Origin of the sequence: Streptomyces mirabilis (assembly GCF_039503195.1) — a bacterium.
Classification (GTDB): Bacteria; Actinomycetota; Actinomycetes; order Streptomycetales; family Streptomycetaceae; genus Streptomyces; species Streptomyces mirabilis_D.
On sequence record NZ_JBCJKP010000001.1, the window covers coordinates 8,474,536 to 8,498,997 of the forward strand.

21 protein-coding genes and 1 pseudogene are annotated in these 24,462 nt (G+C 71.3%); 11 read left to right on the forward strand and 11 right to left on the reverse strand.

Annotated elements, in window-relative coordinates; genetic code table 11:
- Window positions 1–12 precede the first annotated feature (12 nt).
- Window positions 13–2,040, forward strand: coding sequence for a PQQ-dependent sugar dehydrogenase (locus AAFF41_RS38325; protein ID WP_343325402.1), 2,028 nt, complete (start codon window positions 13–15; stop codon window positions 2,038–2,040).
- Window positions 2,041–2,084: 44 nt separating this feature from the next.
- Here AAFF41_RS38325 and AAFF41_RS38330 read toward each other — a convergent pair whose 3' ends face one another.
- Both AAFF41_RS38330 and AAFF41_RS38335 read right to left on the reverse strand, forming a co-directional pair.
- The gene (locus AAFF41_RS38330) at window positions 2,085–3,911 is read right to left on the reverse strand and encodes an AMP-dependent synthetase/ligase (protein WP_319749532.1); all 1,827 of its coding nucleotides are present in this window, start codon (window positions 3,909–3,911) and stop codon (window positions 2,085–2,087) included.
- A gap of 309 nt (window positions 3,912–4,220) precedes the next feature.
- Window positions 4,221–4,490 carry a hypothetical protein gene (locus AAFF41_RS38335; protein WP_319749531.1) on the reverse strand — a complete coding sequence of 90 codons (270 nt, stop codon included), beginning with the start codon at window positions 4,488–4,490 and terminating at the stop codon, window positions 4,221–4,223.
- 4 nt (window positions 4,491–4,494) lie between these two features.
- Between AAFF41_RS38335 and AAFF41_RS38340 the strand changes: the two are divergent.
- Window positions 4,495–4,700 (forward strand): annotated as a pseudogene (locus AAFF41_RS38340) (Lrp/AsnC ligand binding domain-containing protein); the annotation flags it as partial.
- Here AAFF41_RS38340 and AAFF41_RS38345 read toward each other — a convergent pair.
- On the reverse strand, window positions 4,675–5,568 hold the full coding sequence (locus tag AAFF41_RS38345; protein ID WP_181649193.1) for a LysR substrate-binding domain-containing protein: 894 nt from the start codon (window positions 5,566–5,568) through the stop codon (window positions 4,675–4,677). The pseudogene AAFF41_RS38340 and the gene AAFF41_RS38345 sit on opposite strands and share 26 nt — an antisense overlap.
- 152 nt (window positions 5,569–5,720) lie before the next feature.
- On the opposite strand from AAFF41_RS38345, the gene AAFF41_RS38350 reads away from it, so the two are divergent.
- Window positions 5,721–6,761: a bile acid:sodium symporter family protein gene (locus tag AAFF41_RS38350; RefSeq protein ID WP_343325403.1), complete on the forward strand. Its 1,041-nt coding sequence runs from the start codon at window positions 5,721–5,723 to the stop codon at window positions 6,759–6,761.
- Here AAFF41_RS38350 and AAFF41_RS38355 read toward each other — a convergent pair.
- The 3 genes from AAFF41_RS38355 to AAFF41_RS38365 all read right to left on the reverse strand — a co-directional run bounded on the left by AAFF41_RS38355 (window position 6,694) and on the right by AAFF41_RS38365 (window position 10,942).
- The gene (locus AAFF41_RS38355; protein WP_319749529.1) at window positions 6,694–7,938 is read right to left on the reverse strand and encodes a glycoside hydrolase family 183 protein; all 1,245 of its coding nucleotides are present in this window, start codon (window positions 7,936–7,938) and stop codon (window positions 6,694–6,696) included. The genes AAFF41_RS38350 and AAFF41_RS38355 overlap by 68 nt on opposite strands.
- Window positions 7,939–7,948: 10 nt before the next feature.
- Window positions 7,949–9,856 (reverse strand): exo-alpha-sialidase, encoded by a 1,908-nt coding sequence (locus AAFF41_RS38360; protein WP_343325404.1) that lies wholly within the window; start codon window positions 9,854–9,856, stop codon window positions 7,949–7,951.
- A gap of 162 nt (window positions 9,857–10,018) precedes the next feature.
- The gene (locus tag AAFF41_RS38365; protein ID WP_319749527.1) at window positions 10,019–10,942 is read right to left on the reverse strand and encodes a quinone oxidoreductase family protein; all 924 of its coding nucleotides are present in this window, start codon (window positions 10,940–10,942) and stop codon (window positions 10,019–10,021) included.
- 101 nt (window positions 10,943–11,043) lie between these two features.
- On the opposite strand from AAFF41_RS38365, the gene AAFF41_RS38370 reads away from it, so the two are divergent.
- From AAFF41_RS38370 to AAFF41_RS38380, 3 genes are all read left to right on the forward strand, one after another.
- Entirely contained in the window at window positions 11,044–11,484 is a 441-nt protein-coding gene (locus AAFF41_RS38370) for a MarR family winged helix-turn-helix transcriptional regulator (RefSeq protein WP_319749526.1), read from the forward strand.
- A gap of 19 nt (window positions 11,485–11,503) precedes the next feature.
- Entirely contained in the window at window positions 11,504–12,046 is a 543-nt protein-coding gene (locus AAFF41_RS38375) for an isochorismatase family protein (RefSeq protein WP_343325405.1), read from the forward strand.
- Between the two features lie 476 nt (window positions 12,047–12,522).
- Window positions 12,523–12,666: a hypothetical protein gene (locus AAFF41_RS38380; RefSeq protein ID WP_343325406.1), complete on the forward strand. Its 144-nt coding sequence runs from the start codon at window positions 12,523–12,525 to the stop codon at window positions 12,664–12,666.
- Between the two features lie 150 nt (window positions 12,667–12,816).
- On the opposite strand, the gene fdhD is transcribed toward AAFF41_RS38380, so the two are convergent.
- From fdhD to AAFF41_RS38405, 5 genes are read right to left on the reverse strand one after another with little or no spacing between them, the layout of a single operon-like run.
- Window positions 12,817–13,674 carry a formate dehydrogenase accessory sulfurtransferase FdhD gene (fdhD, locus tag AAFF41_RS38385; protein ID WP_343325407.1) on the reverse strand — a complete coding sequence of 286 codons (858 nt, stop codon included), beginning with the start codon at window positions 13,672–13,674 and terminating at the stop codon, window positions 12,817–12,819.
- A 7-nt stretch (window positions 13,675–13,681) separates the two neighbouring features.
- Window positions 13,682–14,542: a 2Fe-2S iron-sulfur cluster-binding protein gene (locus tag AAFF41_RS38390; protein ID WP_319749523.1), complete on the reverse strand. Its 861-nt coding sequence runs from the start codon at window positions 14,540–14,542 to the stop codon at window positions 13,682–13,684.
- Complete coding sequence (locus AAFF41_RS38395; protein WP_343325408.1) at window positions 14,539–16,371, reverse strand: NAD(P)H-dependent oxidoreductase subunit E; 1,833 nt, start codon at window positions 16,369–16,371, stop codon at window positions 14,539–14,541. The genes AAFF41_RS38390 and AAFF41_RS38395 overlap by 4 nt, the downstream gene beginning before the upstream one ends.
- Window positions 16,372–16,375: 4 nt before the next feature.
- Window positions 16,376–18,295 carry a molybdopterin oxidoreductase family protein gene (locus AAFF41_RS38400; protein ID WP_343325409.1) on the reverse strand — a complete coding sequence of 640 codons (1,920 nt, stop codon included), beginning with the start codon at window positions 18,293–18,295 and terminating at the stop codon, window positions 16,376–16,378.
- Window positions 18,292–19,263: a 2-dehydropantoate 2-reductase gene (locus AAFF41_RS38405; RefSeq protein WP_319749520.1), complete on the reverse strand. Its 972-nt coding sequence runs from the start codon at window positions 19,261–19,263 to the stop codon at window positions 18,292–18,294. The genes AAFF41_RS38400 and AAFF41_RS38405 overlap by 4 nt, the downstream gene beginning before the upstream one ends.
- Before the next feature lie 232 nt (window positions 19,264–19,495).
- Here AAFF41_RS38405 and AAFF41_RS38410 point away from each other — a divergent pair, with 232 nt between their 5' ends.
- From AAFF41_RS38410 to AAFF41_RS38430, 5 genes are all read left to right on the forward strand, one after another.
- Window positions 19,496–20,833: an OFA family MFS transporter gene (locus AAFF41_RS38410; RefSeq protein ID WP_097287074.1), complete on the forward strand. Its 1,338-nt coding sequence runs from the start codon at window positions 19,496–19,498 to the stop codon at window positions 20,831–20,833.
- On the forward strand, window positions 20,799–20,936 hold the full coding sequence (locus tag AAFF41_RS38415; protein WP_165853968.1) for an MFS transporter small subunit: 138 nt from the start codon (window positions 20,799–20,801) through the stop codon (window positions 20,934–20,936). The genes AAFF41_RS38410 and AAFF41_RS38415 overlap by 35 nt, the downstream gene beginning before the upstream one ends.
- A 184-nt stretch (window positions 20,937–21,120) precedes the next feature.
- Entirely contained in the window at window positions 21,121–22,068 is a 948-nt protein-coding gene (locus AAFF41_RS38420; protein WP_054230089.1) for a beta-ketoacyl-ACP synthase III, read from the forward strand.
- A 177-nt stretch (window positions 22,069–22,245) separates the two neighbouring features.
- Window positions 22,246–22,920 carry a GntR family transcriptional regulator gene (locus tag AAFF41_RS38425; RefSeq protein ID WP_319749519.1) on the forward strand — a complete coding sequence of 225 codons (675 nt, stop codon included), beginning with the start codon at window positions 22,246–22,248 and terminating at the stop codon, window positions 22,918–22,920.
- A 229-nt stretch (window positions 22,921–23,149) separates the two neighbouring features.
- Entirely contained in the window at window positions 23,150–24,331 is a 1,182-nt protein-coding gene (locus AAFF41_RS38430; protein WP_054230091.1) for an ROK family transcriptional regulator, read from the forward strand.
- Window positions 24,332–24,462: the final 131 nt, after the last annotated feature.

The window sequence follows — 24,462 nt, forward strand, 5'->3', positions numbered from 1 at the left end:
GGGGACGAACCCATGAAACTCAACAGAACGCTGCCCTGGTGCCTCTCGCTCGTCCTGGCCGTGCCGCTCGTCGCGCTGACCGGCACGGCGGCGCAGGCGGCCACCGACTACCAGGCCGAGGACGCCACGATCTCGCAGGGCGCCGTCGCCACCAACCACACCGGCTACACGGGCACCGGCTTCGTCGACTACACCAACATCACCGGCTCGTACGTGGAGTTCACGGTGAGCGCGGCCACGGCCGGCACCTCCTCGCTGGCCCTGCGCTACGCCAACGGCACGACCGTCGACCGCCCGATGGACCTCTCCGTCAACGGTACGGTCGTCGCCTCCGGTGTCTCCTTCCCGGCCACCGCCGACTGGAACACCTGGGCGACGAAGAGTGTGAACGTCCCGCTCGATGCGGGTTCCAACAAGATCCGCGCGACCGCCACCACGGCGAACGGCGGCCCCAACCTCGACCGTGTCGGCGTCGGTACCGCCGCCGACACCCAGGCACCCTCGCGGCCGGGCCAGCCGAGCTGCTCGGCCATCGGCGAGGACGGCCTCACCCTTTCCTGGGGTGCCTCCACGGACAACGTCGGCGTGTCCGCGTACGACCTCTACGAGCACGGCAACAAGCTCGGCGAGGCGGCCGGTGACGCGACCTCCAAGGTGCTCACCGGCCTGAGTCCGAACACCACCTACAACCTCACCGTCATCGCCCGCGACGCCGCCGGCAACGCCTCCCAGGCCAGCCCGGTCGTCGACTGCACGACGCGGCCCAGCTCCGACACCACCCCGCCCGGCAAACCCGGCACCCTCACCTCCTCGAACGTCACGGCCACCAGCGCCGACCTGAGCTGGGGCGCCTCGACCGACGACAAGGCGGTCGTCGGCTACGACGTGCGCAGCGACACGACGGTCTACAAGAGCGTCACCGGTACGTCGACCACGCTCACCGGGCTCGCCTGCAACAGCCCGTACACGCTGAACGTGGTGGCGCGCGACGCGGCCGGCAACGTGTCGCCGCAGAGCAACACGGTCACCTTCACGACCAAGGCCTGTGCCACCGACGGCGGGGTCCCCTCGTCCATCGGGACCGTCTCCAGCGGCTGGACGATCCCCTGGGGCACGTACTGGATGCCCGACGGGCAGACGGCGCTGGTCACCGAGCGGGACGACTTCCGGGTCTGGAGGGTCACCAAGGACGGCACGAGGACCCAGGTCGGAACCGTGCCGAACGCCGTCACCACGAACGGCGAGGGCGGACTGCTGGGTGTGGCCGTCGACCCGAAGTGGGCCACCAACCACTACGTGTACTTCATGCACACGGCCTCGGAGGGCAACCGCGTCGTCCGCATGACCTACGACGGCAACTCCCTCACCAACTACACGATCCTCCTCCAGGGCATCAAGAAGAACCGCTACCACAACGGCGGACGCCTCGCCTTCGGTCCCGACGGCTATCTGTACGTCTCCACCGGCGAGGCCCAGACACCCGAACTGGCCCAGGACAAGACGTCGTTGAACGGCAAGATCCTGCGGATGACGACGGACGGCAAGGCCGCCCCCGGCAACCCGTTCGGCAACTACGTCTACAGCTACGGGCACCGCAACCCGCAGGGCCTCGCCTTCGACCGCAACGGCCGCCTGTGGGAGGCGGAGTTCGGCAACAGCTCCAAGGACGAGCTCAACCTCATCAAACCGGGCGCCAACTACGGCTGGCCGACCTGTGAGGGCAGCTGCAGCGTCTCCGGGATGACCAACCCGAAGGCGACCTGGAACGTCTCCGAGGCGTCACCCAGCGGCATCGCGATCGTCCGCAACGTCGTCTACATGGCGTCCCTGCGCGGCGAACGGCTGTGGCGCATCCCCCTCACCGGCGACACGGAGAACGTCGGCACGCCGACGGCGTACTACGTCGGCACCTACGGCCGGCTGCGTACGGTCACCGAGGTGCCCGGCGCCGACCAGCTCTGGCTCTCCACCACCAACTGCGACAACAACGGAGGAGCGGCGGACGGCTCGGACAAGATCTTCAAGGTGAGCATCAACTAGTCAAGGTGAGCGTCAACTGGCCGGACCGAGGCGTTGCAGCGGGCTCATGCCCGGTACAACGCCTCCACCTCCGTCGCGTACGCGTTCTCGATCGCCTTCCGCTTCAACTTCAGCGACGGCGTCAGCAGCCCGTGCTCCTCGGTGAACTGGTTCGCCAGTATCCGGAACGTACGGATCGACTCGGCCTGCGAGACCAGGGTGTTCGCGGCGACCACCGCCCGCCGCACCTCGGTCTCCAGGTCCGGGTCGCGCACCAGGTCGGACGGGGACAGCCGCGTCTTGCCCCGCATCTGCAGCCAGTGTTCGACGGCCTCGGAGTCGAGGGTGACGAGCGCCGCGATGTACGGCCGGTCGTTGCCGACCACGATGCACTGGGCGACCAGCGGATGGTCACGCACGCGCTCCTCCAGGACGCCCGGCGAGACGCTCTTGCCGCCGGAGGTCACCAGGATCTCCTTCTTGCGCCCGGTGATGGTGAGAAAGCCATCCTCATCGAGGGTGCCGAGGTCGCCGGTGGCGAGCCAGCCGTCGTGCAGTGCGGCGTCGGTGGCCTTGGGGTCGTTCAGATAGCCCTGGAAGATGTTGTCGCCGTGCAGCCAGATCTCGCCGTCGTCCGCGATGTGCACGGTCGTGCCCGGAATGGCCTGGCCGACCGTCCCGTACCGGGTCCGCTCGGGCGGGGTGACGACGGCGGCGGCGGTGGTCTCGGTGAGCCCGTATCCCTCGTAGATCTGGATGCCCGCGCCGGCGAAGAACAGCCCGAGCCGACGGTCCATCGCGGAGCCGCCCGACACCGCGTGTCTGACCCGGCCGCCCATGGCGGCGCGCATCTTGGTGTAGACGACCTTGTCGAAGAACTGGTGCTGCATCCGCAGGCTCGCCGACGGCCCGGCGCCGATCCCCCACGCCTTCGCCTCGATCGCGTCCGCGTAGCGGACCGCGACCTCCACGGCCTTCTCGAAGGCTCCGGACTTTCCGTCCTTCTCGGCCTTGCGGCGGGCCGCGTTGAAGACCTTCTCGAAGATGTACGGCACCGCCAGGATGAACGTCGGCTGGAACGCGGCCAGGTCGGGCAGCAGCACGGCGGCATGCATCTGAGGCTGATGGCCCAGCTTGACCTTCCCGAGGACTCCCGCGACCTGGACCATCCGCCCGAAGACATGCGCGAGCGGCAGGAACAGCAGTGTGGACGCCTGGTTGTCGCGCTTGGAGGTGAAGATCGGTTCCATGAGCCCGATGACCGTGCTCGCCTCGGCCATGAAGTTGGCGTGCGAGATGACGCAGCCCTTGGGGCGGCCCGTGGTGCCCGAGGTGTAGATGATCGTCGCGATCGACTCGGGGGTGACGGCGCGCCGGTGCCGGTGCACCACCTCGTCGTCGATGCCCGCGCCCGCCTCGTAGAGCTCCTGCACCGCGCCGGAGTCCAGTTGCCAGAGTTTGTGCAGCTGGGGCAGTCGGTCGATCACCGTGGCGATGGTCATCGCGTGGTCCTCGTGCTCGACCACCGCGGCCGACACCTGCGCGTCGTGCAGCATCCAGAAGACCTGCTCGGCCGAGGACGTCGAGTACATGGGGACGACGTGGGCGCCGATCGTCCACAATGCGTAGTCGAAGAGTGTCCATTCGTAGCGGGTACGGGACATGATCGCGACCCGGTCCCCGAACCGGATCCCCTGGGCGAGCAGCCCTTTGGCAAGGGCGAGGACCTCGTCACGGAACTCGGCGGCCGTCACATCGCGCCACTGTCCGTTCTCGTCCTTGCGGCCGAACGCGGCCCGCAGCGGGTCCTCCTGGGCATGGTCGAAGACGACGTCGGCCAGGCCGCCCACCGGCGGCGCCGACGCCAACGGAGGGTTGGTGAACTCGCGCAATCCCGCTCCTAGTGGCGCTCCGCACAGCGCCGTGAAAGCTACCCCACCGCGCCGTCGGGCGGGAGGGGGCCGGAGCGGGGGTGTGTGCGGCATATGCACAGGTCAGCCGAGAAAATGCCCGCACAAGGGGAAGGGCCGGACAGAATCCCGTACGGTTCCGTAGGTTTCGGTCCCGTAATCTCCACGGAATCTGTACGACCCTCCTACGGGGTGCGGGGCGCCGAATACCGGACACGGGATCTCCGATTCCGTGCTGTGCGGCGACCGCCGGAGCCGGTCCCGGTGGCTCCGGGACCGGCTCCGCCGGCGTCATGACCGGGCCCTCACCGGTGTCATGCGCGGGACGCCGTCGCCCGCTTCGCCGGTGCCTCGGCCGTGTCCGTCACAGCGCGGCGTCCGCACCAACACCACTACCAGCGCACCGGCGACCATCCCCGTCACGCCCGCCGCCACCGACGCCGAGTCGAGCCCCGAGACGAACGCGGCCCGCAGGGCGTGTTCGAAGAGCGGGCCGCGCAGTGCCCCGGCGCCGCCGCCGGCCAGGGTGTGGGCCGCGTCGTGCGGGAGCGTGTCCTGCATGCGGGCCCTCGCCACCCACGACGAGATCGCCTTCGCCGCGGCGACGGCCGGCCCCTCCAACATCGCGTCACCGCCGTCGCCCGTGACACGGCGGGCCTCTACGCCTACCTGAGCGGCCGCCTCGGCACCCTCGAAGGGGTCCAGCACGTCGAGACGACCCCGTTCCTGCGCCGCATCAAGCAACTCACGTACGCGAGACCGACCCGCTAGCCCCGCCACCCCTGAGCAGCCGGTCCCCGCCGCCCAGGATCGCGGCCGCGAGGGCGTCCGCCGCGCCCTGTGCGGACGTACGCCGCTGTCCGTGCACCAGGACGAAGTCGACCTCGCCCAGTTCCGGCAGGCCCGCGCGGTCCGGGACGCGGACGAGGCCGGGAGGGATCAGTCCGCGCGAGTGGGCCATCACGCCGAGGCCCGCGCGGGCCGCCGCGACGAGGGCGTTCAGGCTGCCGCTGGTGCAGGCGATGCGCCACGCGCGGCCCTGGCGTTCCAGGGCTTCGAAGGCGAGGGCGCGGGTGATGCCCGGGGGCGGGTAGACGATCAGGGGGACCGGGCGGTCGGGGTCGAGCCGCAGGCGTTCCGCGCCGATCCACACCAGGCGGTCGTGCCAGACCAGCTCGCCGCGCGGATCCTCGGGCCGCCGCTTCGCCAGCACCAGGTCCAGCCTGCCCGCCGTGAGCTGTTCGTGCAGCGTGCCGGACAGCTCGACCGTCAGCTCCAGGTCCACCTCCGGATGGTCGTACCGGAAGCCCTCCAGGATCTCGGGGAGCCGGGTCAGTACGAAGTCCTCGGAGGCGCCGAAGCGCAGCCGGCCGCGCAGCCGGGTGCCCGTGAAGAAGGCGGTCGCCTGCTCGTGCACCGCCAGGATGCGGCGCGCGAAGCCGAGCATCGCCTCGCCGTCCTCGGTGAGCTCCACGGAGTGCGTGTCGCGCGAGAACAGCTGCCGTCCCACCGCGTCCTCCAGGCGGCGCACGTGCTGGCTGACGGTGGACTGGCGCAGCCCGAGCCGTCGTGCGGCCTGCGTGAAGCTCAGGGTCTGGGCCACCGCCAGGAAGGTGCGCAGTTGGGAGGGGTCGTACACACCCGCCAGGTTATCGCGATTCGCGATGACAGTCAGAACGGTATGACGGATTCCCGATCGCTGGCCGGAAGAGGACGATGGAGAGGGCACGACCCGCCCCGGGACCACCCTTGCCCGGGCCGCCCCGTACGACGTCTGAGCAGTGGAGCACCGTGAAACGCCTGCAGTGGCCGAGTTGGATGCCGATCGACCCGTACATCCTGCTGTTGCTCGGGACAGTGGGCCTCGCGGCCCTGCTCCCGGCACAGGGCACGGGCGCCGACGTCGCGTCGGGCGCGTCCACGGCCGCCATCGCCTTCCTCTTCTTCCTCTACGGGGCCCGGCTCTCCACCCGTGAGGCGGTCGAGGGCCTCAGGCACTGGCGGCTCCACGGCACCGTCCTGGCCTGCACCTTCGTCGTCTTCCCGCTGCTCGGCCTGGCCGCCCGCGGCCTCGAACCGGTGCTCCTGACGCACAACCTCTACACCGGTCTGCTCTTCCTCACACTCGTCCCCTCGACCATCCAGTCGTCGATCGCCTTCACCTCCATGGCCCGCGGCAACGTGCCCGCCGCGATCTGCGCCGGCTCCTTCTCCTCCCTCGCGGGCATCGTCGTCACCCCGCTGCTCGCCGCGGCACTGCTGGGCGGCAGCGGCGGCGGTTTCTCCGCGGACTCGCTGGTCAAGATCGTGCTCCAACTGCTGGTGCCGTTCCTCGCCGGGCAGGTGCTCCGGCGCTGGATCGGCGGATTCATCACGCGCCACAAGAAGGTCCTCGGGTACGTCGACCGTGGCTCGATCCTGCTCGTCGTCTACACCGCGTTCAGCGAGGGCATGGTGCAGGGCATATGGCACCAGGTGAGCGCGGTGCGACTGGCGGGCCTGCTCGCGGTCGAGGGCGTGCTGCTCGCGGTGATGCTGACCCTCACCTGGTACGGCGCGAAGGCGCTGGGCTTCCACCGCGAGGACCGCATCGCGATCCAGTTCGCCGGGTCGAAGAAGTCCCTCGCCTCGGGACTCCCCATGGCCAGCGTGCTGTTCGGCGCGCACGCCTCGCTCGCCGTGCTGCCGCTGATGCTCTTCCACCAGATGCAGCTGATGGTGTGCGCGGTGATCGCCAAGCGCCGCGCCCACGACCCCGGGGCGGCTACGACCCCGGTTCCCCCAGTCGCAGCGTCACGAATCGCGGTCGGTACAGCGCCACGTTCCGACTGAGGTTCGCCTGCGCCGAGACACCGCCCGTGGTGTCCAGCCAGTTCACGTCATAGCTCAGGACGAGCCGGTCGCCGTCGCTCAGCTCCGCGTGCACCTGCGGGTTGTACGCGGCCACCTGCCCCTGCGGCAGGGCCGGACTGAAGCTCCGGGTGGGCCCGTGCCAGGGGCCGGTCGGCGCGCACGCCCAGTACGAGGTGATCGTCGTCAGGCCCGCGGTGCCCGCCGCCATCGTGAACAGGACGTACGTCCCGCCGGCCCGCACCACTGTGAAAGCGCTGCCGACCCCCGTGCGCCGCTCGTCCCCGAGCACCGGCCCCGGTCGTGCCCGCACCGCCCATCCGCCGCCGTCCCAGTACTCCCAGGCCGCCGGCTGCCCGAGCCGGCCGCGCGGCACCCGCGCCACGTACGCCTGCGAGGCGGGACGCGAGGTGGCCTGGCCGTCGTCGCCGCCGAAGACGTACGTCCACGCGCCCGCGTCGACCGTCGAGGTGCCGAACAGCACCCGCCTGGAGGGATCGGTCACGGAACTCTGGTCCAAGGCCGTGGTGATGCCTTCCAGCCGCAGGTCGGGCAGCGAGAGCGTGGCGATCTCGGTGGACGTGGGCACGCCGTAGATCCAGGGAGCCTGGCCGGCGGTACGCGTCCACAGCAGGACGCGGACGACCTGCTCGGAGGAACCGGGGGAGCGCGGTTCGACACGGGCCGCGACCGGCCACCGCCACCGCCCCGGCCCGAGGTCGGGGAACACCGGCGCCGGCAGTGTCGTCTCCAGCCGCCCGTCCTTCGCCATGACCACAGCCGAGTTCCGCACCAGGGGCGCACTCGTGTCGCGCCACGCGTACGACTCGCCGACCGGGTTCGGAGGCGCGTGCACCTGGCCCAGATACGTGTCCGAGAACAGCCACAGCACCCGCCCGTCCGGCAGCCGCACCGAGTGCGTGCCGTCGCCGCCGGTCCAGTCGTCGACACGGCTCGCGTCGTCCCCGTATCGCGCGAACTCGCCCGTGAGCCGAGCGTCCGCGCTCCAGGACCGCGGCGTACGGGCCGTGCACGCGCCGCCGCCCTCCCGGTCGTGGTCGGGGAGGGCGGAGAGCAGCACGGCCGCGCAGACCAGGGTGAGCAGGACACCGAGGCCGGCCCCGGTCCGCCGTCGTCGTGCTCGTGCGTCGTCGGGCACGGACGGGACGTTAGTGGCCGCCGCGCACCTGGTCCATGGGCAGATACAGGACGGTGTCCCGGGTCACTTCCCGGGAGGGCGGCGCGGACAGTTCGTCGTCGTTCAACACGCGGTCGTAGACGCGTACTTCGTCGATGGCTCCCGTGAAGTACGCCCGACTGTCCATCCGTTGCCCGACATGGACCCCGAACGGCGAGTTGCGGCTGACCGACCCGGGCACGTCCGCGGCGCCGACCGCCGTACCGTCGACGGAGAGCGTGAGCAGTCCGCCGCCCCGGCGCAGGGCCAGATGATGCCACTGGCCGTCGTTGTAGGCGCTCGCGGTGCGCACGGAGGCGGAGGTCGGGGCCGCGGCTCCGCTCCTGGTGGTGATCAGGGCGGTGATCCGGTGGGACGCGGGCTCGGCGCGCATCCACACCTGCGGCTGCGTCGTCCCGATCCCGCCCATCCACAGCAGCGGCTGCTCCCCGCCGGTGGCCGTGTAGCGGAACCACAGCGACACGGTGAAGTCCTTCGTCCCGAGCGGGAGTCGGTCCTGATACGACAGGCGTACGGCGTCGTCGGCGCCGTCGAACTCCAGCGCGCCGCCGCGCACGCCCGCCGTCTCCCGGGCGCCGCCGAGGACCGCGGCCGGTTCGGCGTGCCGGGCGAGGTCGTCGGTCGTCGGGTCGGGGCCGCGGCGCGGGGTGAGCCAGTCCTCGGTGAAGCGGGCGAAGCGGACCTCGTCACGTGCGTCGACCGCGCCGCCCTCGTACAGCAGCCCCACGGCGCCGCCGCCGATCCCCACCAGGTCGGAGTAGCCCGACCAGTCGGTGGTCACGACCGTGCCGCGGTCCACGCTGTCCCAGGTGCGCCCGCCGTCGTACGAGGAGCGGATCATCATGGTCCTGCGGCGGTCGGGGTCGCCGGGACAGGCCAGCAGCATGCGGTCGCCGAGGCGGAGTACGGAGCCCTGGACCTGGGGCGCGTAGAGGCCGGGGAGGTCGCGGAAGGGCGCCGTGAAGCTGTCGCCGCCGTCACGGCTGACGGTCTGGGTGCGGTGGCCGAGGTCGGTGCCGTCCTGCTCGCGCCCGCTGACGAGGAGGGACCCGTCGGCGCGTTCCGTGAGCGTCAGCTCGGACGGCTTCTGACGGAAGGTGCCGTCCTCCGCGATCGGCCAGGAGTCGCTCGCGCCGATCCGCCAGTGGTCGCCACCGTCGTCGCTGGTGATGAGGGCGGCGTTGTTGGCGGTGACCCGACTGCCGTTCCAGGTCTCGGTGTTGACGCCGAAGACGAGCCGCCCGGCGTGCCTGCCACGGGTCAGCTGGATGCCGTGCACAGGGCCGGTCGCGTACCAGGAGTTCCAGTTCGCCGGGAGGATCTCGGCGCTCAGGTCGCGCGGTGCGGACCAGCTGAGGCCGTCGTCGTCGCTGTACTGGAGATGCGGGGTGCGGTCGCAGGGGACGTCGCAGCCGCGCCCGTCCGTGCGGCCCGTGTTGTACGTCTCCGCCAGCACGATGCGACCGGTCTCGCGGTCCACGACCGGAGCGGGGTTGCCGTGGGTGTCGCCCGCCCCCTCGTTGACGACCTGGAGGGGTCCCCAGGTCCGGCCGCCGTCGGTCGACCGTTTGACGACGATGTCGATGTCACCCGCGTCGCCGCAGTCGTGCACGCGCCCCTCGGCGAACGCCAGCAGGGTGCCGCGGGTGCTCCGCACGACGGCCGGGATGCGGAAGCAGGCGTAGCCGGGATCCTGGGAGGCCCTGAAGAGCACCTGTTGTTCGAACGACGCACCGGACGCACCGGACGCACCGGACGCACCGGACGCGTCGGTCGCGGAGGCCCTCGCGGGGCTCGGCAGCGCGAGCACGCACAGTGCGGCGGCCGTGAGGACGGCGGTCAGGGTCGATCTGAGACGTGCGCGCAGACGTGCCGACATGGTGCGACCTGCCCTTCGTGTGGCTGGGCAACCAGGGGGATCCAGACATCCGACATCCGACATCGGATGTCCAATGTGTGTGCCACAGAAGCTACTTGGGCTCTCGGCGGCCCCACAAGAAGCGAGCACAGGTCGTGTTCACGCCCAATCTGAACGCGTCTGTCAGGGGCGCAGCACCACCTTCCCCAGGTTGCTCCGTGACTCGATCGCCGCGTGCGCCTCCGCCGCGTCCTGCAGGGCGAACTCCCCGTGCACGGCGGGCCGCAGGGCTCCCTCCGCGAACAGTCGCCACAGTTCCTCGCGCCACCGCTCGTACCGCCCCGGCTCGTTCCGGGCGATCCGGGCCATCTGGAAGCCGATCACGGACTTGGCGCCCACCAGCAGGTCGTACGCCCGCACGCTCCCGCCGCCCGAGCTGTACGCGACGAGCCGCCCGCCCGGGGCGAGGGCGGCGACGGCCGGGGTGAGCAGGTCGCCGCCGACCGCGTCGAGAACGTAGTCGACGGGCTCGCCCCAGTCCTCGGAGTCGTACGCGATCACCTCGTCCGCGCCGAACCCCCGGACGAACTCCGCCTTGCCGAGGGTGAGCGCGGACACGGCCCCGACGACACGTGACGCGCCCCGCAGCCGGGCGAGTCGGACGGCGAGATGGCCGACGCCGCTCGCCGCGCCGGTGATCAGCGCCGCCTCGCCGGGTGCGGGGCGCGCCGCCTTCAGGGCGCCGAGCGCGACCAGTCCGCTGCGGACGAGGGCGACGGCGTCGACCGCGCTCGCACCCGCCGGGACGGGGGAGGTCATGGTCTCGTTGAGCAGGGCGTAGTCGGCGTACCCGTGTCCGAAGCAGAGTCCGGTGACGCGGTCGCCCGCCGCGAAGCGGGTGACGCCCGCGCCGACGGCGACGACCTCGCCCGCGATCTCGCCGCCCAGCGGGATCGGCTCCGCGGCCTCGGTGACCTTGCGGACGACGGGGAGGGTGACGCCGATCGCCTCGGTGCGCACCAGCAGTTCGCCGGGCCCGGCGGCGGGTACGGGGACGTCCTCCAGGAACAGGGGGCCGCCGGTGTGCTCGTAGCGGACGCGACGCATCGCACCTCCAGGGGAAGAGGGTGAGCCCTCAGGTCGTTGGGATCCCCAACGGTATACCAGATTCATTGGGAAGACCAACGGCTATTCGTTAGGCTGGCCCCATGACCGCCTCCGCGCCCCTGTCCGCCATCCGCTCCCTCCCCAGCTGGCTCCTCGGCCGCACCGCCGCCCGCGGCCGCGCCCTCGTCGCCGAGGCGCTGGCTGCCGAGGGTCTGAAGATGTGGGATCACGTGGTGCTCTCCGCCCTCTCCGATCTCGGCCCCGTCGCCCAGGCCGAACTGGGCCGCAGCATCCAGCTCGACCCCAAGGACCTGGTCGGTGTTCTCAACGACCTCCAGAGCGCGGGCCTGGTCCTGCGTGAACCCGACCCCAGGGACCGGCGCAAGAACGCGGTGTCCCTCACCGAGGAGGGCGCACGCCTCCTCGCGCGCTGCGAGCGGGCGGCGCGTGAGGCCAACGACGCGCTCCTCTCGCCGCTCTCGGAGGCCGAGCGGGAGCAGTTCATGGGTTTGTTGATCCGGATTTCCGGTACGGACGGCTGATGAAGGCTAACGTTCCGTCATGACCGCACCCGAAACCGAACCCCGGCTCGCCCTCGACCCCGCGCGCACCGCCCTGGTGCTCGTGGATCTGATGGAGCGCATCGTCGGACTGCCCGTGGAACCCCGCAAGGGGACCGAAGTCCTCGCCGCCGCCGAGGAGTTGGCGGCCACCTTCCGCAAGGCGGGCGCGCTCGTCGTGCTCGTCCGGGGCGAGCGGCCCGGACTGCACGAACAGCCGCCCGGCAGCGGACTCGTCGCCGGGCTCGCGGTGGAGGGTGACCTCGAGGTCGTGAAGCGGACCATCGGCGGGTTCCAGGGCAGCGGTCTCGACGAGCGGCTGCGGGAGCGCGGCATCTCCACCCTGGTGTTCGGCGGGATCGCCACCAACCTCGGCGTCGAGTCCACCGCCCGCGCCGCCGGCGACCTCGGCTACGACCTCGTGTTCGCCGAGGACGCGATGGCGGCCCTCACCGCGCCCGAACACGAGGCGTCGGTCCGCCTGGACTTCCCCCGCCTGGGCACGGTCGTGACCACCGCGCAGGTGCACTTCAGCGCGGGCTGAGGCGCGGAGCGGGGCAGATTCCGCGACGGAGCGAGGCAGGGGATCGCGCGCGGTCGCACCAGCACCGTGCCGCCGTCCAGGACGACGGTCGAACCGGTGCCGAACCGGCCGCGCATCAGGCAGAGGTACGCCCCTCCGCCACGTCCTCGGGCGCGGGTGAGGGACTCCGTCGCCCCGCACAGGCCGGCCGCCACGGTCGTGCCCGGCATCGGACGCCGGCCCGCGGGGGCCCGTGGTGGGCGCGATGGAACCGCACTTCCTCATCGACGGTGCGCCGTACCTGACCGCCGTCCACGCGCCCCGGGACCGGGTGTCCAGGAAGCGCCACCACATCCGCCCCCCTCCCGTGCGGCGGCCTCGCCACCGCGAGCCGGACGCCCGCCGTCCAGGACCTCCTTCGCCGGTGGCGACACCCTGAAGGCATCGCCACCGTGACGACGGAGGGGGGCCGTGGACCTCGACCTGCGGAAGAATCCGTGGCGGGTGGGGCCGGTATCACGCTCGTACCGGAGTCCGTCGCCGAGCGGTACTCGCGCCCGGACATCACCTGCGTACCGGTGCCGGACGCGGAGCGCGACGAGGTGCCGCTCGTCTGGGAGGCGAGCGGCGCCCTCCCCTGATCACCGCGTTCGCCCCGCTCGCGCCCCTCGCCGACCCGGCGCGGGCCGAGGAGCCGTGAGCCCGGTCGCGACGGGCTGAGGCGGGGCCCTTACGGCGCAGGGGGCGCTCCCCGCCGGTCGGGGCCCCGCCGCCGTGCCGCGGGGAGCCGGTCAGCCCTGGGCGGCCGGGGCCCGCAGGGCGATGCGGTGCTCGCCCGCGTACACGTTCATGGAGGGGCCGCGCAGGAAGCCCACCAGGGTCAGCCCGGTCTCGGCGGCCAGGTCCACCGCCAGCGAGGACGGTGCCGAGACCGCCGCCAGCACGGGGATGCCCGCCATGACCGCCTTCTGAGCCAGCTCGAAGGAGGCCCGGCCCGACACCAGCAGGATCGTGCGGGAGAGCGGCAGGTCGCCGCGTTGCAGGGCGCGCCCGACCAGCTTGTCGACCGCGTTGTGCCGGCCCACGTCCTCCCGTACGTCGAGCATCTCCCCGTCCTCCGTGAACAGGGCCGCGGCGTGCAGACCCCCGGTCCGGTCGAAGACCCGCTGGGCCTCGCGCAGCCGGTCGGGGAGGCCGGCGAGGAGAGCGGGCTCCAGCCGGACCGGGGGAGCGTCGACGCCGTCGTCGATGGCCCAGCGGGCCGTCGTACGGACCGCGTCCAGGCTCGCCTTGCCGCACAGGCCGCAGGACGAGGTCGTGTAGACGTTGCGCTCCAGCGTGATGTCGGGCAGCACGACGCCCGGCGCGGTCCGGACGTCCACGACGTTGTACGTGTTGGAGCCGTCGACAGTGGCGCCCGCGCAGTAGACGATGTTCTGCACTTCGTCGGCCCGGCCGAAGACCCCCTCGCTGACGAGGAAGCCCGCCGCGAGCGCGAAGTCGTCGCCCGGGGTGCGCATGGTGATCGCGAGCGGTTTCCCGTTGAGGCGGATCTCCAGTGGCTCCTCGGCGACGAGCGTGTCGGGGCGCGTGGAGACGGCCCCCTCCCGGATGCGGATCACCTTGCGTCGTTCCGTGACTCGTCCCATGTCCTGATCAGTCCCGGTTCTGTACGTGCTGGTAGCCGAAGCGGCCCTTGATGCAGAGATTGCCGTGGGTCACCGGGTTGTCGTGCGGGGAGGTGACCTTCACGATCTCATTGTCCTGCACGTGCAGGGTGAGGTTGCAGCCCACACCGCAGTACGCGCACACCGTCGTCGTCTCGGTCTGCGCCGACTCGTCCCATGTACCCGCCGCCCGCATGTCGAACTCCGACCTGAACGACAGTGCCCCCGTCGGGCACACCTCGATGCAGTTGCCGCAGTACACGCACGCCGAGTCGGTCAGCGGGGCATCGTGCTCGACGGCGATCCGGGCGTCGAACCCGCGCCCGGAGACCGAGATCGCGAAGGTGTTCTGCCACTGGTCGCCACAGGCGTCGACGCACTTGTAGCAGAGGATGCACTTGTCGTAGTCGCGGACATAGAGGCCGTTGTCGATCTTGGGCTCCTCGTCGAGACGCGCCGCGCCGGGGCCGAAGCGGTCCGGTTTCGCCTCGTACTCCTTGATCCACCCGGCCACCTCCGGAGTGGTCGACAAGTCGACCGAGGAGGCGAGGAGCTCGATGACGACCTTGCGGCTGTGGCGGGCGCGCTCGGTGTCCGTCCGCACCTCCATGCCCGCTTCCGCCTTGCGCGAGCAGGCCGGGACGAGGGTCCGGGCGCCCTCGAGCTCGACGACACAGACCCGGCAGGCGTTCTTGGGGGTGAGCGTGTCGCCCTGGCAGAGGGTGGGGACCTCCTTGCCCGCCGCCCGGCAGGCGTCGAGGATCGTCGAGCCCTCCGGAACCCTGACCTCCTGCCCGTCGAGGGTGAACTCGACGAGCCGACGCGGCACTCCCAGCGGTATCGCGGTCATTCGTAGGCCCCCAAGCGGTCGATCGCGGATTCCACGGCGTTCCACGCGGTCTGCCCGAGACCGCAGATCGAGGCGTCCCGCATCGCGCGGCCGACCTCCCTGAGCAGGGCGACGTCGTCGGCCGCCGCGGCGCCCCTGCGCTCGGCGATCCGGTGCAGCGCCTCCTCCTGCCGTACGGTCCCGACCCGGCACGGCACGCACTGCCCGCACGACTCGTCGCGGAAGAACTCGGCGATGCGCAGCAGGAGGCGGGGGAGCGGGACGGTGTCGTCGAAGGCCATGACCACACCCGAGCCGAGGGTCGTGCCCGCCGCCCGGGTCCCCTCGAAGGTGAGCGGGATGTCGAGTTCGTCGGGCCGTACGAAGCCGCCCGCCGCGCCGCCGAGCAGCACCGCGCGCAGCCCCTCGCGCACGCCCGCCGACTCCAGCAGCTCGCCCAGCGTCGCCCCGAACGGCAGTTCGTAGATTCCGGGCCGGTCCACGCTGCCCGACACGCAGTACAGCTTCGGGCCGGTGGAGCCCGGGGTGCCGATCGCCGCGTACGCCTCGGCCCCCCGCGTCAGGATCGGCAGGACGTTCACCAGGGTCTCGACGTTGTTCTCGGCAGTGGGTTTGCCGAACAAACCCTTCTCCACAGGGAAGGGCGGTTTGGAACGCGGCTCTCCTCTGTACCCCTCGATCGAGTTGAACAGGGCGGTCTCCTCGCCGCAGATGTACGCGCCCGCGCCGCGCCGGATCTCGATGTCGAAGGCGTACCCCTGGCCGAGGACGTCCTCGCCGAGCAGGCCACGCGCGCGTGCCTGCCCGATGGCGTGCTCCATGCGGCGCAGGGCGCGCGGGTACTCGCCGCGCAGATAGAGGTATCCCTTGTGCGCCCCCACGGCGTACGCCGCGATGGTCATCGCCTCGACGAGGGCGTACGGGTCGCCCTCCATGACGACCCGGTCCTTGAAGGTGCCCGGCTCGGACTCGTCGGCGTTGCACACCAGGTAGTGCGGACGGTCGGGCTGGGACGCCGTGGCCTGCCATTTGCGGCCGGTGGGGAAGGCGGCGCCGCCGCGCCCGACCAGGCCCGCGTCGGTGACCTCGCGGATGACCCCGGCCGGCCCGAGTGCGAAGGCCCGCCGCAGCGCGGCGTACCCGCCGTGTGCCCGGTAGTCGTCGAGCGAGGCGGGGTCGACCACACCGACACGGCTCAGCAGCACGAGGGAGGGATCGCCCGCCTGGGGCACCGCGAAGGCCGGGGGCGGCTCCTCGGGCGCCGAGCCGGGGGCGCTCGCCGTCTCCGCCGCCCGCGCGACGGTGGTGGGCGCCGACACGGCCGTACGCACCGGATCGCCCGCCCTGACCGCGAGGACCGCCGGAGCGCGCTCGCACAACCCCAGGCAGGGGCCGCGCTCGACGCCGACGCCGCTGCCGGGCCCGAGGCGGGCCTCGACCCCGGCGCACAGCTCCGCCGCGCCCGCCGCCGCGCACGCGAGGTCCGTGCACACGTGCAGCACGGTCGCGGGGCGCGGTTTCACCGAGAACATCGCGTAGAAGGTCGCGACCCCGTACGCCTCAGCCGGCGGCACGGTCAGCCGGCGGCACAGGTAGTCGAGCGCGCCCTCGCTGATCCAGCCGATCCGGTCGTTGACGGCGTGCAGCCCCGGCAACAGCAGGTCGCGGCGTTCGCGCGCCTCCCGGCCGCCGCGCGCCCACCTGAGGTCGGCGGCCCCCGTCTCATCGCGCGCGGCGCCCTCCCACGAGGACTCCGGAGGACCGAGCAGCCCGTCGATCGCCGCGCGCTCCTCGTCCGTCGGCTTGCTGTCACCGAAGTGCAGATCCACCACATCACCTCACTTGAGTCGTGACCGGCAGCTTCTCGATCCGGATGGCCGACGCCTTGAACTCCGCCGTCCCCGCGATCGGGCAGTTCGCCTCGATCGTCAGCTGGTTGGTGTCCACCTCGTCGGGAAAGTGCATGGTCATGAACGCAAGGCCGGGCCGCAGCGCGGTGTCGATCCACACCGGTGCCACGACGGATCCCCGGCGCGAGGAGACCTGGACCTCCTCGCCCACCACGACCCCGTAGTGCTCGGCGTCCTCCGGACAGAGCTCGACATACTCTCCGCGCCGCAGCGGCGAGGCGAAACCGCCGCTCTGCACCCCGGTGTTGTACGAGTCGAGCCGCCGCCCGGTGGTGAGCCGGATCGGATACTCCTCGTCCGTCAGATCCACGGGCGGGTCGTGCTGGACGATCCCGAACGGCGCGAGCCGGCCGCGCTCGGCGGGGTCCGAGGCCCACAACCGGCCGTGCAGATAGGTGGGTTCGAGCCGCCCGATGTCGGGGCAGGGCCACTGGATGCCCTGGTGCTCCGCCAGACGTTCGTACGTCATCCCGTAGTGGTCCGGCGACACCGACCGCAGCTCGTTCCAGACGGCCTCGGCGTCGGCGTACTTCCAGTCGTGCCCGAGGCGCGCGGCGAGGTCGCAGAGGATGTCGATGTCCCCGCGGGCCTCACCGGGCGGCGTCACCGCCGCGCGCACCCGCTGCACACGCCGCTCGCTGTTGGTGGTGGTGCCCTCCGTCTCCGCCCACCCGGCGGTCGCGGGCAGCACGACATCCGCCAACTGGGCCGTCTTCGTGAGGAAGATGTCCTGCACGACGAGGAAGTCGAGGGCACCGAGCCGCCGTACCGCCTGTTCGCTGTCGGCCTCCGACTGCGCCGGGTTCTCACCGATGCAGTAGACGGCCTTGAGCGTGCCCTCCTCCATGGCCTCGAACATCTCCGTCAGGTTCAGCCCGTGGTGCGGCTGGATGACGGTGTCCCAGGCGGACTCGAACTTCAGCCGCGCCTCGGGGTCGAGGATGTCCTGGAAGCCGGGGAGGCGGTTGGGGATGGCGCCCATGTCGCCGCCGCCCTGCACGTTGTTCTGCCCGCGCAGGGGCTGGAGCCCGGAGCCGTGGCGGCCCACGTGCCCGGTCAGCAGGGACAGGTTGATCAGCGCGCGGACGTTGTCGGTGCCGTTGTGGTGCTCCGTGATGCCGAGGGTCCAGCACAGCTGGGCGCGCTCGGCCCGTGCGTACGCGTGCGCCAACTGCCGTATCGCCGCCGCCGGTACGCCCGTCACCTTCTCGGCGAGCGACAGCGTCCAGGGCTCGACGAGCGCCTTGTACTCCTCGAAGCCGCTGGTGGCCCGCTCGATGAAGGCGTGGTTGGCGAGGCCCGCGTGGATGATCTCGCGGCCGATCGCGTGCGCCATCGGGATGTCGGTGCCGACGTTCAGACCGAGCCAGCTCTCCGCCCACTCGGCCGTGGACGTACGGCGCGGGTCGACCGCGTACATCCGGGCGCCGTTCCTGATCCCCTTCAGCACGTGCTGGAAGAAGATCGGGTGTGCGAACCGGGCGTTGGAGCCCCACATCACGATGAGGTCGGTCTCCTCGACCTCATCGTACGAGGAGGTGCCGCCGCCGGAACCGAAGGCGGCGCTCAGGCCCGCGACGCTCGGGGCGTGGCAGGTGCGGTTGCAGGAGTCGACGTTGTTCGTGCCCATCACGACCCGGGCGAACTTCTGGGCCACGTAGTTCATCTCGTTGGTCGCGCGGGCGCAGGAGAACAGGCCGAAGGCGCCGCGGGCGGCACTCAGTCCCGCCGCCGCCCGGGTCAGGGCCTCGTCCCAGTCGGCCCGCCGGAAGGGCTCGTCGCGCGCGTCACGGACCAGGGGGTGCGTGAGCCGGGCGTAGATCTTCGATTCACGTTTCCTCATGCGGCGCTCCTCAGCGCGAGCAGGTCCGAGATGGCGTGGACGGTGCGCAGGGTGGGCACCTCGACGCCGGTGATGTCCGCCAGCTCGACGACCGCCGCCAGCAGTACGTCCAGTTCGAGCGGCTTGCCGCGCTCCAGGTCCTGGAGAGTGGAGGTGCGGTGGTCGCCGACGCGCTCGGCGCCGGCCAACCGCCGTTCGATGGAGACGCCCACCTCGCAGCCGAGTGCCTCGGCGACCGCGAGCGTCTCGGTCATCATGATCTCGATGACCTTGCGGGTGCCGCCGTGCAGGCACATCTGCCGCATCGTCGCGCGGGCCAGCGCGCTGATCGGGTTGAAGGAGATGTTGCCGAGCAGCTTGAGCCAGATGTCGTTGCGCAGATCCCGTTCGACCGGGCACTTGAGACCGCCGGCCGTCATGGCCTCGCTGAACGCCCCGCACCGCCGGGAGAGGGTGCGGTCGGGCTCGCCGACGGAGAACCGGGTGCCTTCCAAGTGCCGTACGACACCCGGTCCTTCCAGCTGGGTCGCGGCGTAGACGACACACCCGATGGCCCGTTCGGGCGCGAGCACCGCGCTGACCGCGCCGTTCGGGTCCACGCTCTCCACACGGTGGCCGTCGTGCGGGCCGCCGTGCCGGTGGAAGTACCACCAGGGGATGCCGTTCTGGGCGGCGATCACCGCCGTGGTGTCGTGCAGCAAAGGCTCGATCAGCGGCCCGCACGCCGCGTACGAGTTGGCCTTCAGGCCGAGCAGGACGTAGTCGACCGGGCCGACCTCGGCCGGGTCGTCGGTGGCATGGGCGCGCGCGGTGAAGTCGCCACGCGGGCTGAGGACTTGGACTCCGTGCTGCCTCATGGCCGCGAGATGCGGTCCACGGGCGATGAGGTGCACATCGGCGCCGGCGCGGTGCAGCGCGGCGCCGACGTAGGCGCCGATCGCACCGGCGCCGAGAACGGCGACTTTCACTGTGGCTCGCTCCGTTCGGTCGAGGGTACCGAGGAACTGCCGAACTCTGTCGACGAAATATTGTCTACAGTATGGAACTTAGGGCGGCAAGGCTTCGCGCAGCACCTCGACGGACCACCGTGAGGGCCGGCCGACCGTTCGTCGCGCGATGGATACCGCTCACCGCATACCGTCGACGAGTTGGCGTCGAACGGCTTCACAACCGGGCAACCGCTTCCTATCGTCCGGGATCATGAGTCCCCCTGTCGCGCCACCCGGCTGGAGCCGCTGGCTCGTCCCGCCCGCCGCACTGTCCGTCCACCTCTCCATCGGCCAGGCGTACGCCTGGAGCGTCTTCAAGCCGCCGCTCGAATCCGCGCTCGGCCTCAGCGGGACCCAGAGCGCGCTGCCCTTCCAGCTCGGCATCGTCATGCTCGGACTGTCCGCCGCGTTCGGCGGCACCCTCGTCGAGCGCAACGGACCGCGCTGGGCGATGACCGTCGCCCTGGTCTGCTTCTCCACCGGCTTCCTGATCGCCTCGCTCGGCGCCGCCACCGAGCAGTACTGGCTGATCGTGTTCGGCTACGGCTTCGTGGGCGGGATCGGCCTCGGCATCGGCTACATCTCACCCGTGTCGACCCTGATCAAGTGGTTTCCGGATCGGCCCGGCATGGCCACCGGCATCGCGATCATGGGCTTCGGCGGCGGTGCGCTCATCGCCTCGCCGTGGTCCGCGCAGATGCTGAAGTCCTTCGGTTCCGACTCCTCCGGCATCGCGCTCGCCTTCCTCGTGCACGGGCTGTCGTACGCCGTCTTCATGACGCTCGGCGTCCTGCTGGTGCGGGTGCCGCGCGGCGACAAACCGCCGGTCAAGGCCGGACCCGCGCCGCTCGACGGGGTGCAGGTGTCCGCGAACAGCGCCGTGCGCACCCCGCAGTTCTGGTGCCTGTGGGTCGTGCTCTGCATGAACGTGACCGCGGGCATCGGCATCCTGGAGAAGGCCGCCCCGATGATCACGGACTTCTTCGCGAACACCTCGACGCCGGTGTCGGTCTCCGCCGCCGCGGGCTTCGTGGCGCTGCTCTCGGCCGCGAACATGGCGGGCCGGATCGGCTGGTCCTCCACGTCCGACCTGATCGGCCGCAAGAACATCTACCGCCTCTACCTCGGCGTGGGCGCGATCATGTATCTGCTGATATCGCAGTTCGGGGACTCCTCCAAGCCCCTGTTCATCGTCTGTGCCCTGGTGATCCTCTCCTTCTACGGCGGCGGCTTCGCGACGATTCCCGCCTACCTGAAGGACCTCTTCGGCACCTACCAGGTCGGCGCCATCCACGGCCGGCTGCTCACCGCCTGGTCCACGGCCGGCGTCCTCGGGCCGCTGATCGTCAACTGGATCGCGGACCGCCAGAAGGAGGCGGGCAAGCACGGTGCGCAGCTCTACGACACCTCGTTCCTGATCATGATCGGGCTGTTGGTCGTCGGGTTCGTCGCCAATGAGCTGGTGCGACCCGTCCATGCCCGCCACCACATCCCCGCCCCGAGGGAGGCCGCCGATGACGACTCCGTCCAGCCCCAGCAGTCCGCCTGACCGCCGTCCGCTGATCGCCTTCGCCTGGCTGTGGGTGGGGGCGCCGCTCTGCTACGGCCTGTACGAGCTCGTCCTGAAGGCCAAGCAGCTGTTCACGGGGTAACTAACGGCCGGTGTACGGACTGCGAGGCCGGGCGTGCGTGCGGACGTTGTCAGGACGTCCGAAGGTCTGACAGAAGCCGACAAGCCTGACGCCGCTTTCCTGTGGCAACACCTGCCGTCGTACCCGCGAGTCACTGATCAGACTGGAGGATCCCCCTACCCAAGGCAATGAGGGAGACCCCCCAATGAACGGCTCACGCATCGCGGCCGTCGGCCACTACCAGCCCGCCAAGGTACTCACCAACGAGGACCTGGCGGGCCTGGTCGACACCAGTGACGAGTGGATCACGAGCCGGGTGGGCATCCGCACGCGCCACATCGCCGGTCCCGACGAGCCCGTCGACGAGCTGGCCGCGCACGCCGCGGCCAAGGCGCTCGCGGCGGCCGGTCTGACCGCGGGCGACATCGACCTGGTACTGGTCGCGACCTCCACGGCCATCGACCGCTCCCCGAACATGGCCGCCAGGGTCGCCGCCCGACTCGGCGTGCCCTCCCCGGCCGCGATGGACGTCAACGTGGTCTGCGCGGGCTTCACGCACGCGCTCGCCACCGCCGACCACGCCGTGCGCGCGGGGGCGGCGACCCGCGCCCTCGTCATCGGCGCGGACAAGATGTCGGAGGTCACGGACTGGAGCGACCGTACGACCTGTGTCCTGGTCGGGGACGGGGCGGGGGCCGCGGTGGTCGAGGCCGCCGCTCCCGGCACCGAGCCCGGCATCGGGCCGGTGCTGTGGGGATCGGTGCCCGAGATGGGGCACGCCGTACGCATCGAGGGCACGCCCCCGCGGTTCGCGCAGGAGGGGCAGAGCGTCTACCGCTGGGCGACGACACGGCTCCCGGCGATCGCCCGGCAGGCCTGCGAGCGGGCCGGGCTCTCGCCCGAGGAGCTCGCCGCGGTCGTCCTGCACCAGGCGAACCTGCGCATCATCGAACCCCTCGCCGCGAAGATCGGCGCCGTGAACGCCGTCGTCGCGCGCGACGTCGTCGACTCCGGGAACACCTCCGCCGCCAGCATCCCGCTCGCCTTCTCCAAGCTCGTCGAACGCGGCGAGATCAGCACCGGCGACCCGGTGCTCCTCTTCGGCTTCGGCGGCAACCTCTCGTACGCGGGACAGGTCGTCCGCTGCCCCTGACGTGCGTGGACGACCGGGTGTGACGCGTCCGACTCTCCCCGGGCCTGGCCATGGTGCGCCGTAGACTGTAGACGAAAGACAATCGATACTGTCTGTTGACACCTGCTTTCCGGTGACTGGCATCTGCTTTCCGACGACGGTGACGGTGACGGGACGGCTCGGCAGGAGGGGACCCCGATGTTGTCGACAGGACTGCCGCCGGGGGCGGTGCCCAAGCTCGAACGGCCAGGCCCGCTGCGCGACCGTGTCTACGAGGCGCTGCTCGAACTCATCACGACCCGCGCCCTCCAGCCGGGCCAGCACCTGGTCGAGAGCGAGCTCGCCGGGCATCTCGGCGTCTCCCGGCAGCCGGTCCGCGAGGCGCTCCAGCGGCTGAACACGGAGGGGTGGGTCGATCTTCGGCCCGCCCAGGGCGCCTTCGTGCACGAGCCGACCGAGGAGGAGGCCGACCAGCTCCTCACGGTCCGTACGCTGCTGGAGGCCGAGGCCGCCCGGCTCGCCGCCGCCAACGCGGGCACCGCCGGCATCACCGCGCTCGAGGAGCTGTGCGCCGAGGGTGAGCGCGCGGTCGCCGACGACGACGTGGACGGCGCGGTCGCGATGAACGCCCGCTTCCACGCGAAGGTCATGGAGCTCGCAGGCAACGCGGTCCTCGCCGAGCTGGCCGCCCAGGTCGACCGCCGGGTCCGCTGGTACTACACCCCGGTCGCCCGGCAGCGCGGCCACCAGTCCTGGATCGAGCACCGCGACCTCATCGCGGCCATCGCAGCCCGCGACGAACCCCGCGCCACCCAGGTCATGCGCGCCCACACGGAGCACACGCGCAAGACGTACCACGAGCGCGAGAAGTAACCCTCCGAGAAGTAACCCACCTCATTCGTGCGCTCCCCCTGGGACCCGGACGGACCACGTCCGGGTCTCTCTTTGTCCACTCAGTGGAGAAAGTTGGCGGCAATCTCTGCGCAACTTCTTCCCACTCCCGGCAGCCGCTGCTACGTTCCCAACGAAAGCAAGCCACGGTGATGTGGCCAAAACCCGTTGGATACTGGCCGATTGAGGCGGGGAGGGGCTCGTGAGACGCATGACGGCACGACCCGCGAACGCGCACCAGGCGCGACTGTTGCGCCTGCTGCGCGACGGCGGCCCCAACTCCCGGGCCCAGCTCGGCGACCAGATCGACCTCTCCCGGTCGAAACTGGCCGTCGAGGTGGAACGGCTCCTGGAGACCGGGCTCGTGGTCGCCGACGGCCTCGCCGCATCCCGCGGCGGCCGCCGCTCCCACAACATCCGGCTCGCCCCAGCGCTGCGCTTCCTCGGCGTCGACATCGGGGCCACCTCGATCGACGTGGCCGTCACCAACGCGGAACTGGAGGTCCTCGGGCACATCAACCAGCCCATGGACGTCCGCGAGGGGCCGGTCGCCGTCTTCGAGCAAGTCCTGTCCATGGCCGCCAAGTTGAGGTCGTCGGGGCTCGCGGAGGAATTCGACGGCGCAGGGATCGGCGTCCCGGGTCCGGTCCGCTTCCCCGAGGGCGTTCCGGTCGCACCGCCGATCATGCCCGGCTGGGACGGCTTCCCGGTCCGCGAGGCGCTCAGCCAGGACCTGGGCTGCCCCGTCATGGTCGACAACGACGTGAACCTGATGGCGATGGGGGAGCAGCACGCGGGCGTCGCACGCTCCGTGGGCGACTTCCTCTGCGTCAAGATCGGCACCGGCATCGGCTGCGGCATCGTCGTCGGCGGTGAGGTCTACCGCGGTACGACGGGCAGCGCCGGCGACATCGGTCACATCCAGGCCGTGCCCGACGGGCGTCCGTGCGCCTGCGGCAACCGGGGCTGCCTGGAGGCCCACTTCAGCGGGGCCGCGCTCGCCCGGGACGCCACGGAGGCCGCCCAGCAGGGGCTTTCGGCGGAGCTCGCCGCACGGCTGGAGGCGGCGGGAACGCTGAGCGCCGTCGACGTCGCCGCCGCGGCCGCCGCGGGCGACGCCACCGCCCTCGGGCTGATCCGCGAGGGCGGCAACCGCACGGGGCAGGTCATCGCCGGCCTCGTCTCGTTCTTCAACCCCGGCCTGGTGGTGATCGGCGGCGGCGTCACCGGCCTCGGCCACACACTGCTCGCCGCGATCCGCACCCAGGTGTACCGCCAGTCGCTGCCGCTGGCGACCGGCAACCTACCCATCGTGCTCGGGGAGTTGGGGCCGACCGCCGGGGTCATCGGCGCGGCCCGTCTCATCAGCGACCACCTGTTCTCGCCCGCGTAACCGTTCCAGAGCCGCACGAAGCACTCCTTCCAGAGCCGCACGAGCCACTCGTTCCAGAGCCGCACGAAGCACTCCTTCCAGAGCCGCACGAGCCACTCGTTCCAGAGCCGCACGTAGCACTTCCAGAGCCG

Bases quoted from the DNA above. Each gene is read 5' to 3' on its own strand.
- AAFF41_RS38430 (WP_054230091.1), top strand. From the start codon at position 23,150: ATGACGGCACGACCCGCGAACGCGCACCAGGCGCGACTGTTGCGCCTG.
- AAFF41_RS38425 (WP_319749519.1), top strand. From the start codon at position 22,246: ATGTTGTCGACAGGACTGCCGCCGGGGGCGGTGCCCAAGCTCGAACGG.
- AAFF41_RS38365 (WP_319749527.1), bottom strand. From the start codon at position 10,942: ATGCGTCGCGTCCGCTACGAGCACACCGGCGGCCCCCTGTTCCTGGAG.
- AAFF41_RS38415 (WP_165853968.1), top strand. From the start codon at position 20,799: ATGACGACTCCGTCCAGCCCCAGCAGTCCGCCTGACCGCCGTCCGCTG.
- fdhD (WP_343325407.1), bottom strand. From the start codon at position 13,674: ATGGGACGAGTCACGGAACGACGCAAGGTGATCCGCATCCGGGAGGGG.
- AAFF41_RS38410 (WP_097287074.1), top strand. From the start codon at position 19,496: ATGAGTCCCCCTGTCGCGCCACCCGGCTGGAGCCGCTGGCTCGTCCCG.
- AAFF41_RS38390 (WP_319749523.1), bottom strand. From the start codon at position 14,542: ATGACCGCGATACCGCTGGGAGTGCCGCGTCGGCTCGTCGAGTTCACC.
- AAFF41_RS38360 (WP_343325404.1), bottom strand. From the start codon at position 9,856: ATGTCGGCACGTCTGCGCGCACGTCTCAGATCGACCCTGACCGCCGTC.
- AAFF41_RS38335 (WP_319749531.1), bottom strand. From the start codon at position 4,490: ATGCAGGACACGCTCCCGCACGACGCGGCCCACACCCTGGCCGGCGGC.
- AAFF41_RS38325 (WP_343325402.1), top strand. From the start codon at position 13: ATGAAACTCAACAGAACGCTGCCCTGGTGCCTCTCGCTCGTCCTGGCC.
- AAFF41_RS38370 (WP_319749526.1), top strand. From the start codon at position 11,044: ATGACCGCCTCCGCGCCCCTGTCCGCCATCCGCTCCCTCCCCAGCTGG.
- AAFF41_RS38400 (WP_343325409.1), bottom strand. From the start codon at position 18,295: ATGAGGAAACGTGAATCGAAGATCTACGCCCGGCTCACGCACCCCCTG.
- AAFF41_RS38420 (WP_054230089.1), top strand. From the start codon at position 21,121: ATGAACGGCTCACGCATCGCGGCCGTCGGCCACTACCAGCCCGCCAAG.
- AAFF41_RS38375 (WP_343325405.1), top strand. From the start codon at position 11,504: ATGACCGCACCCGAAACCGAACCCCGGCTCGCCCTCGACCCCGCGCGC.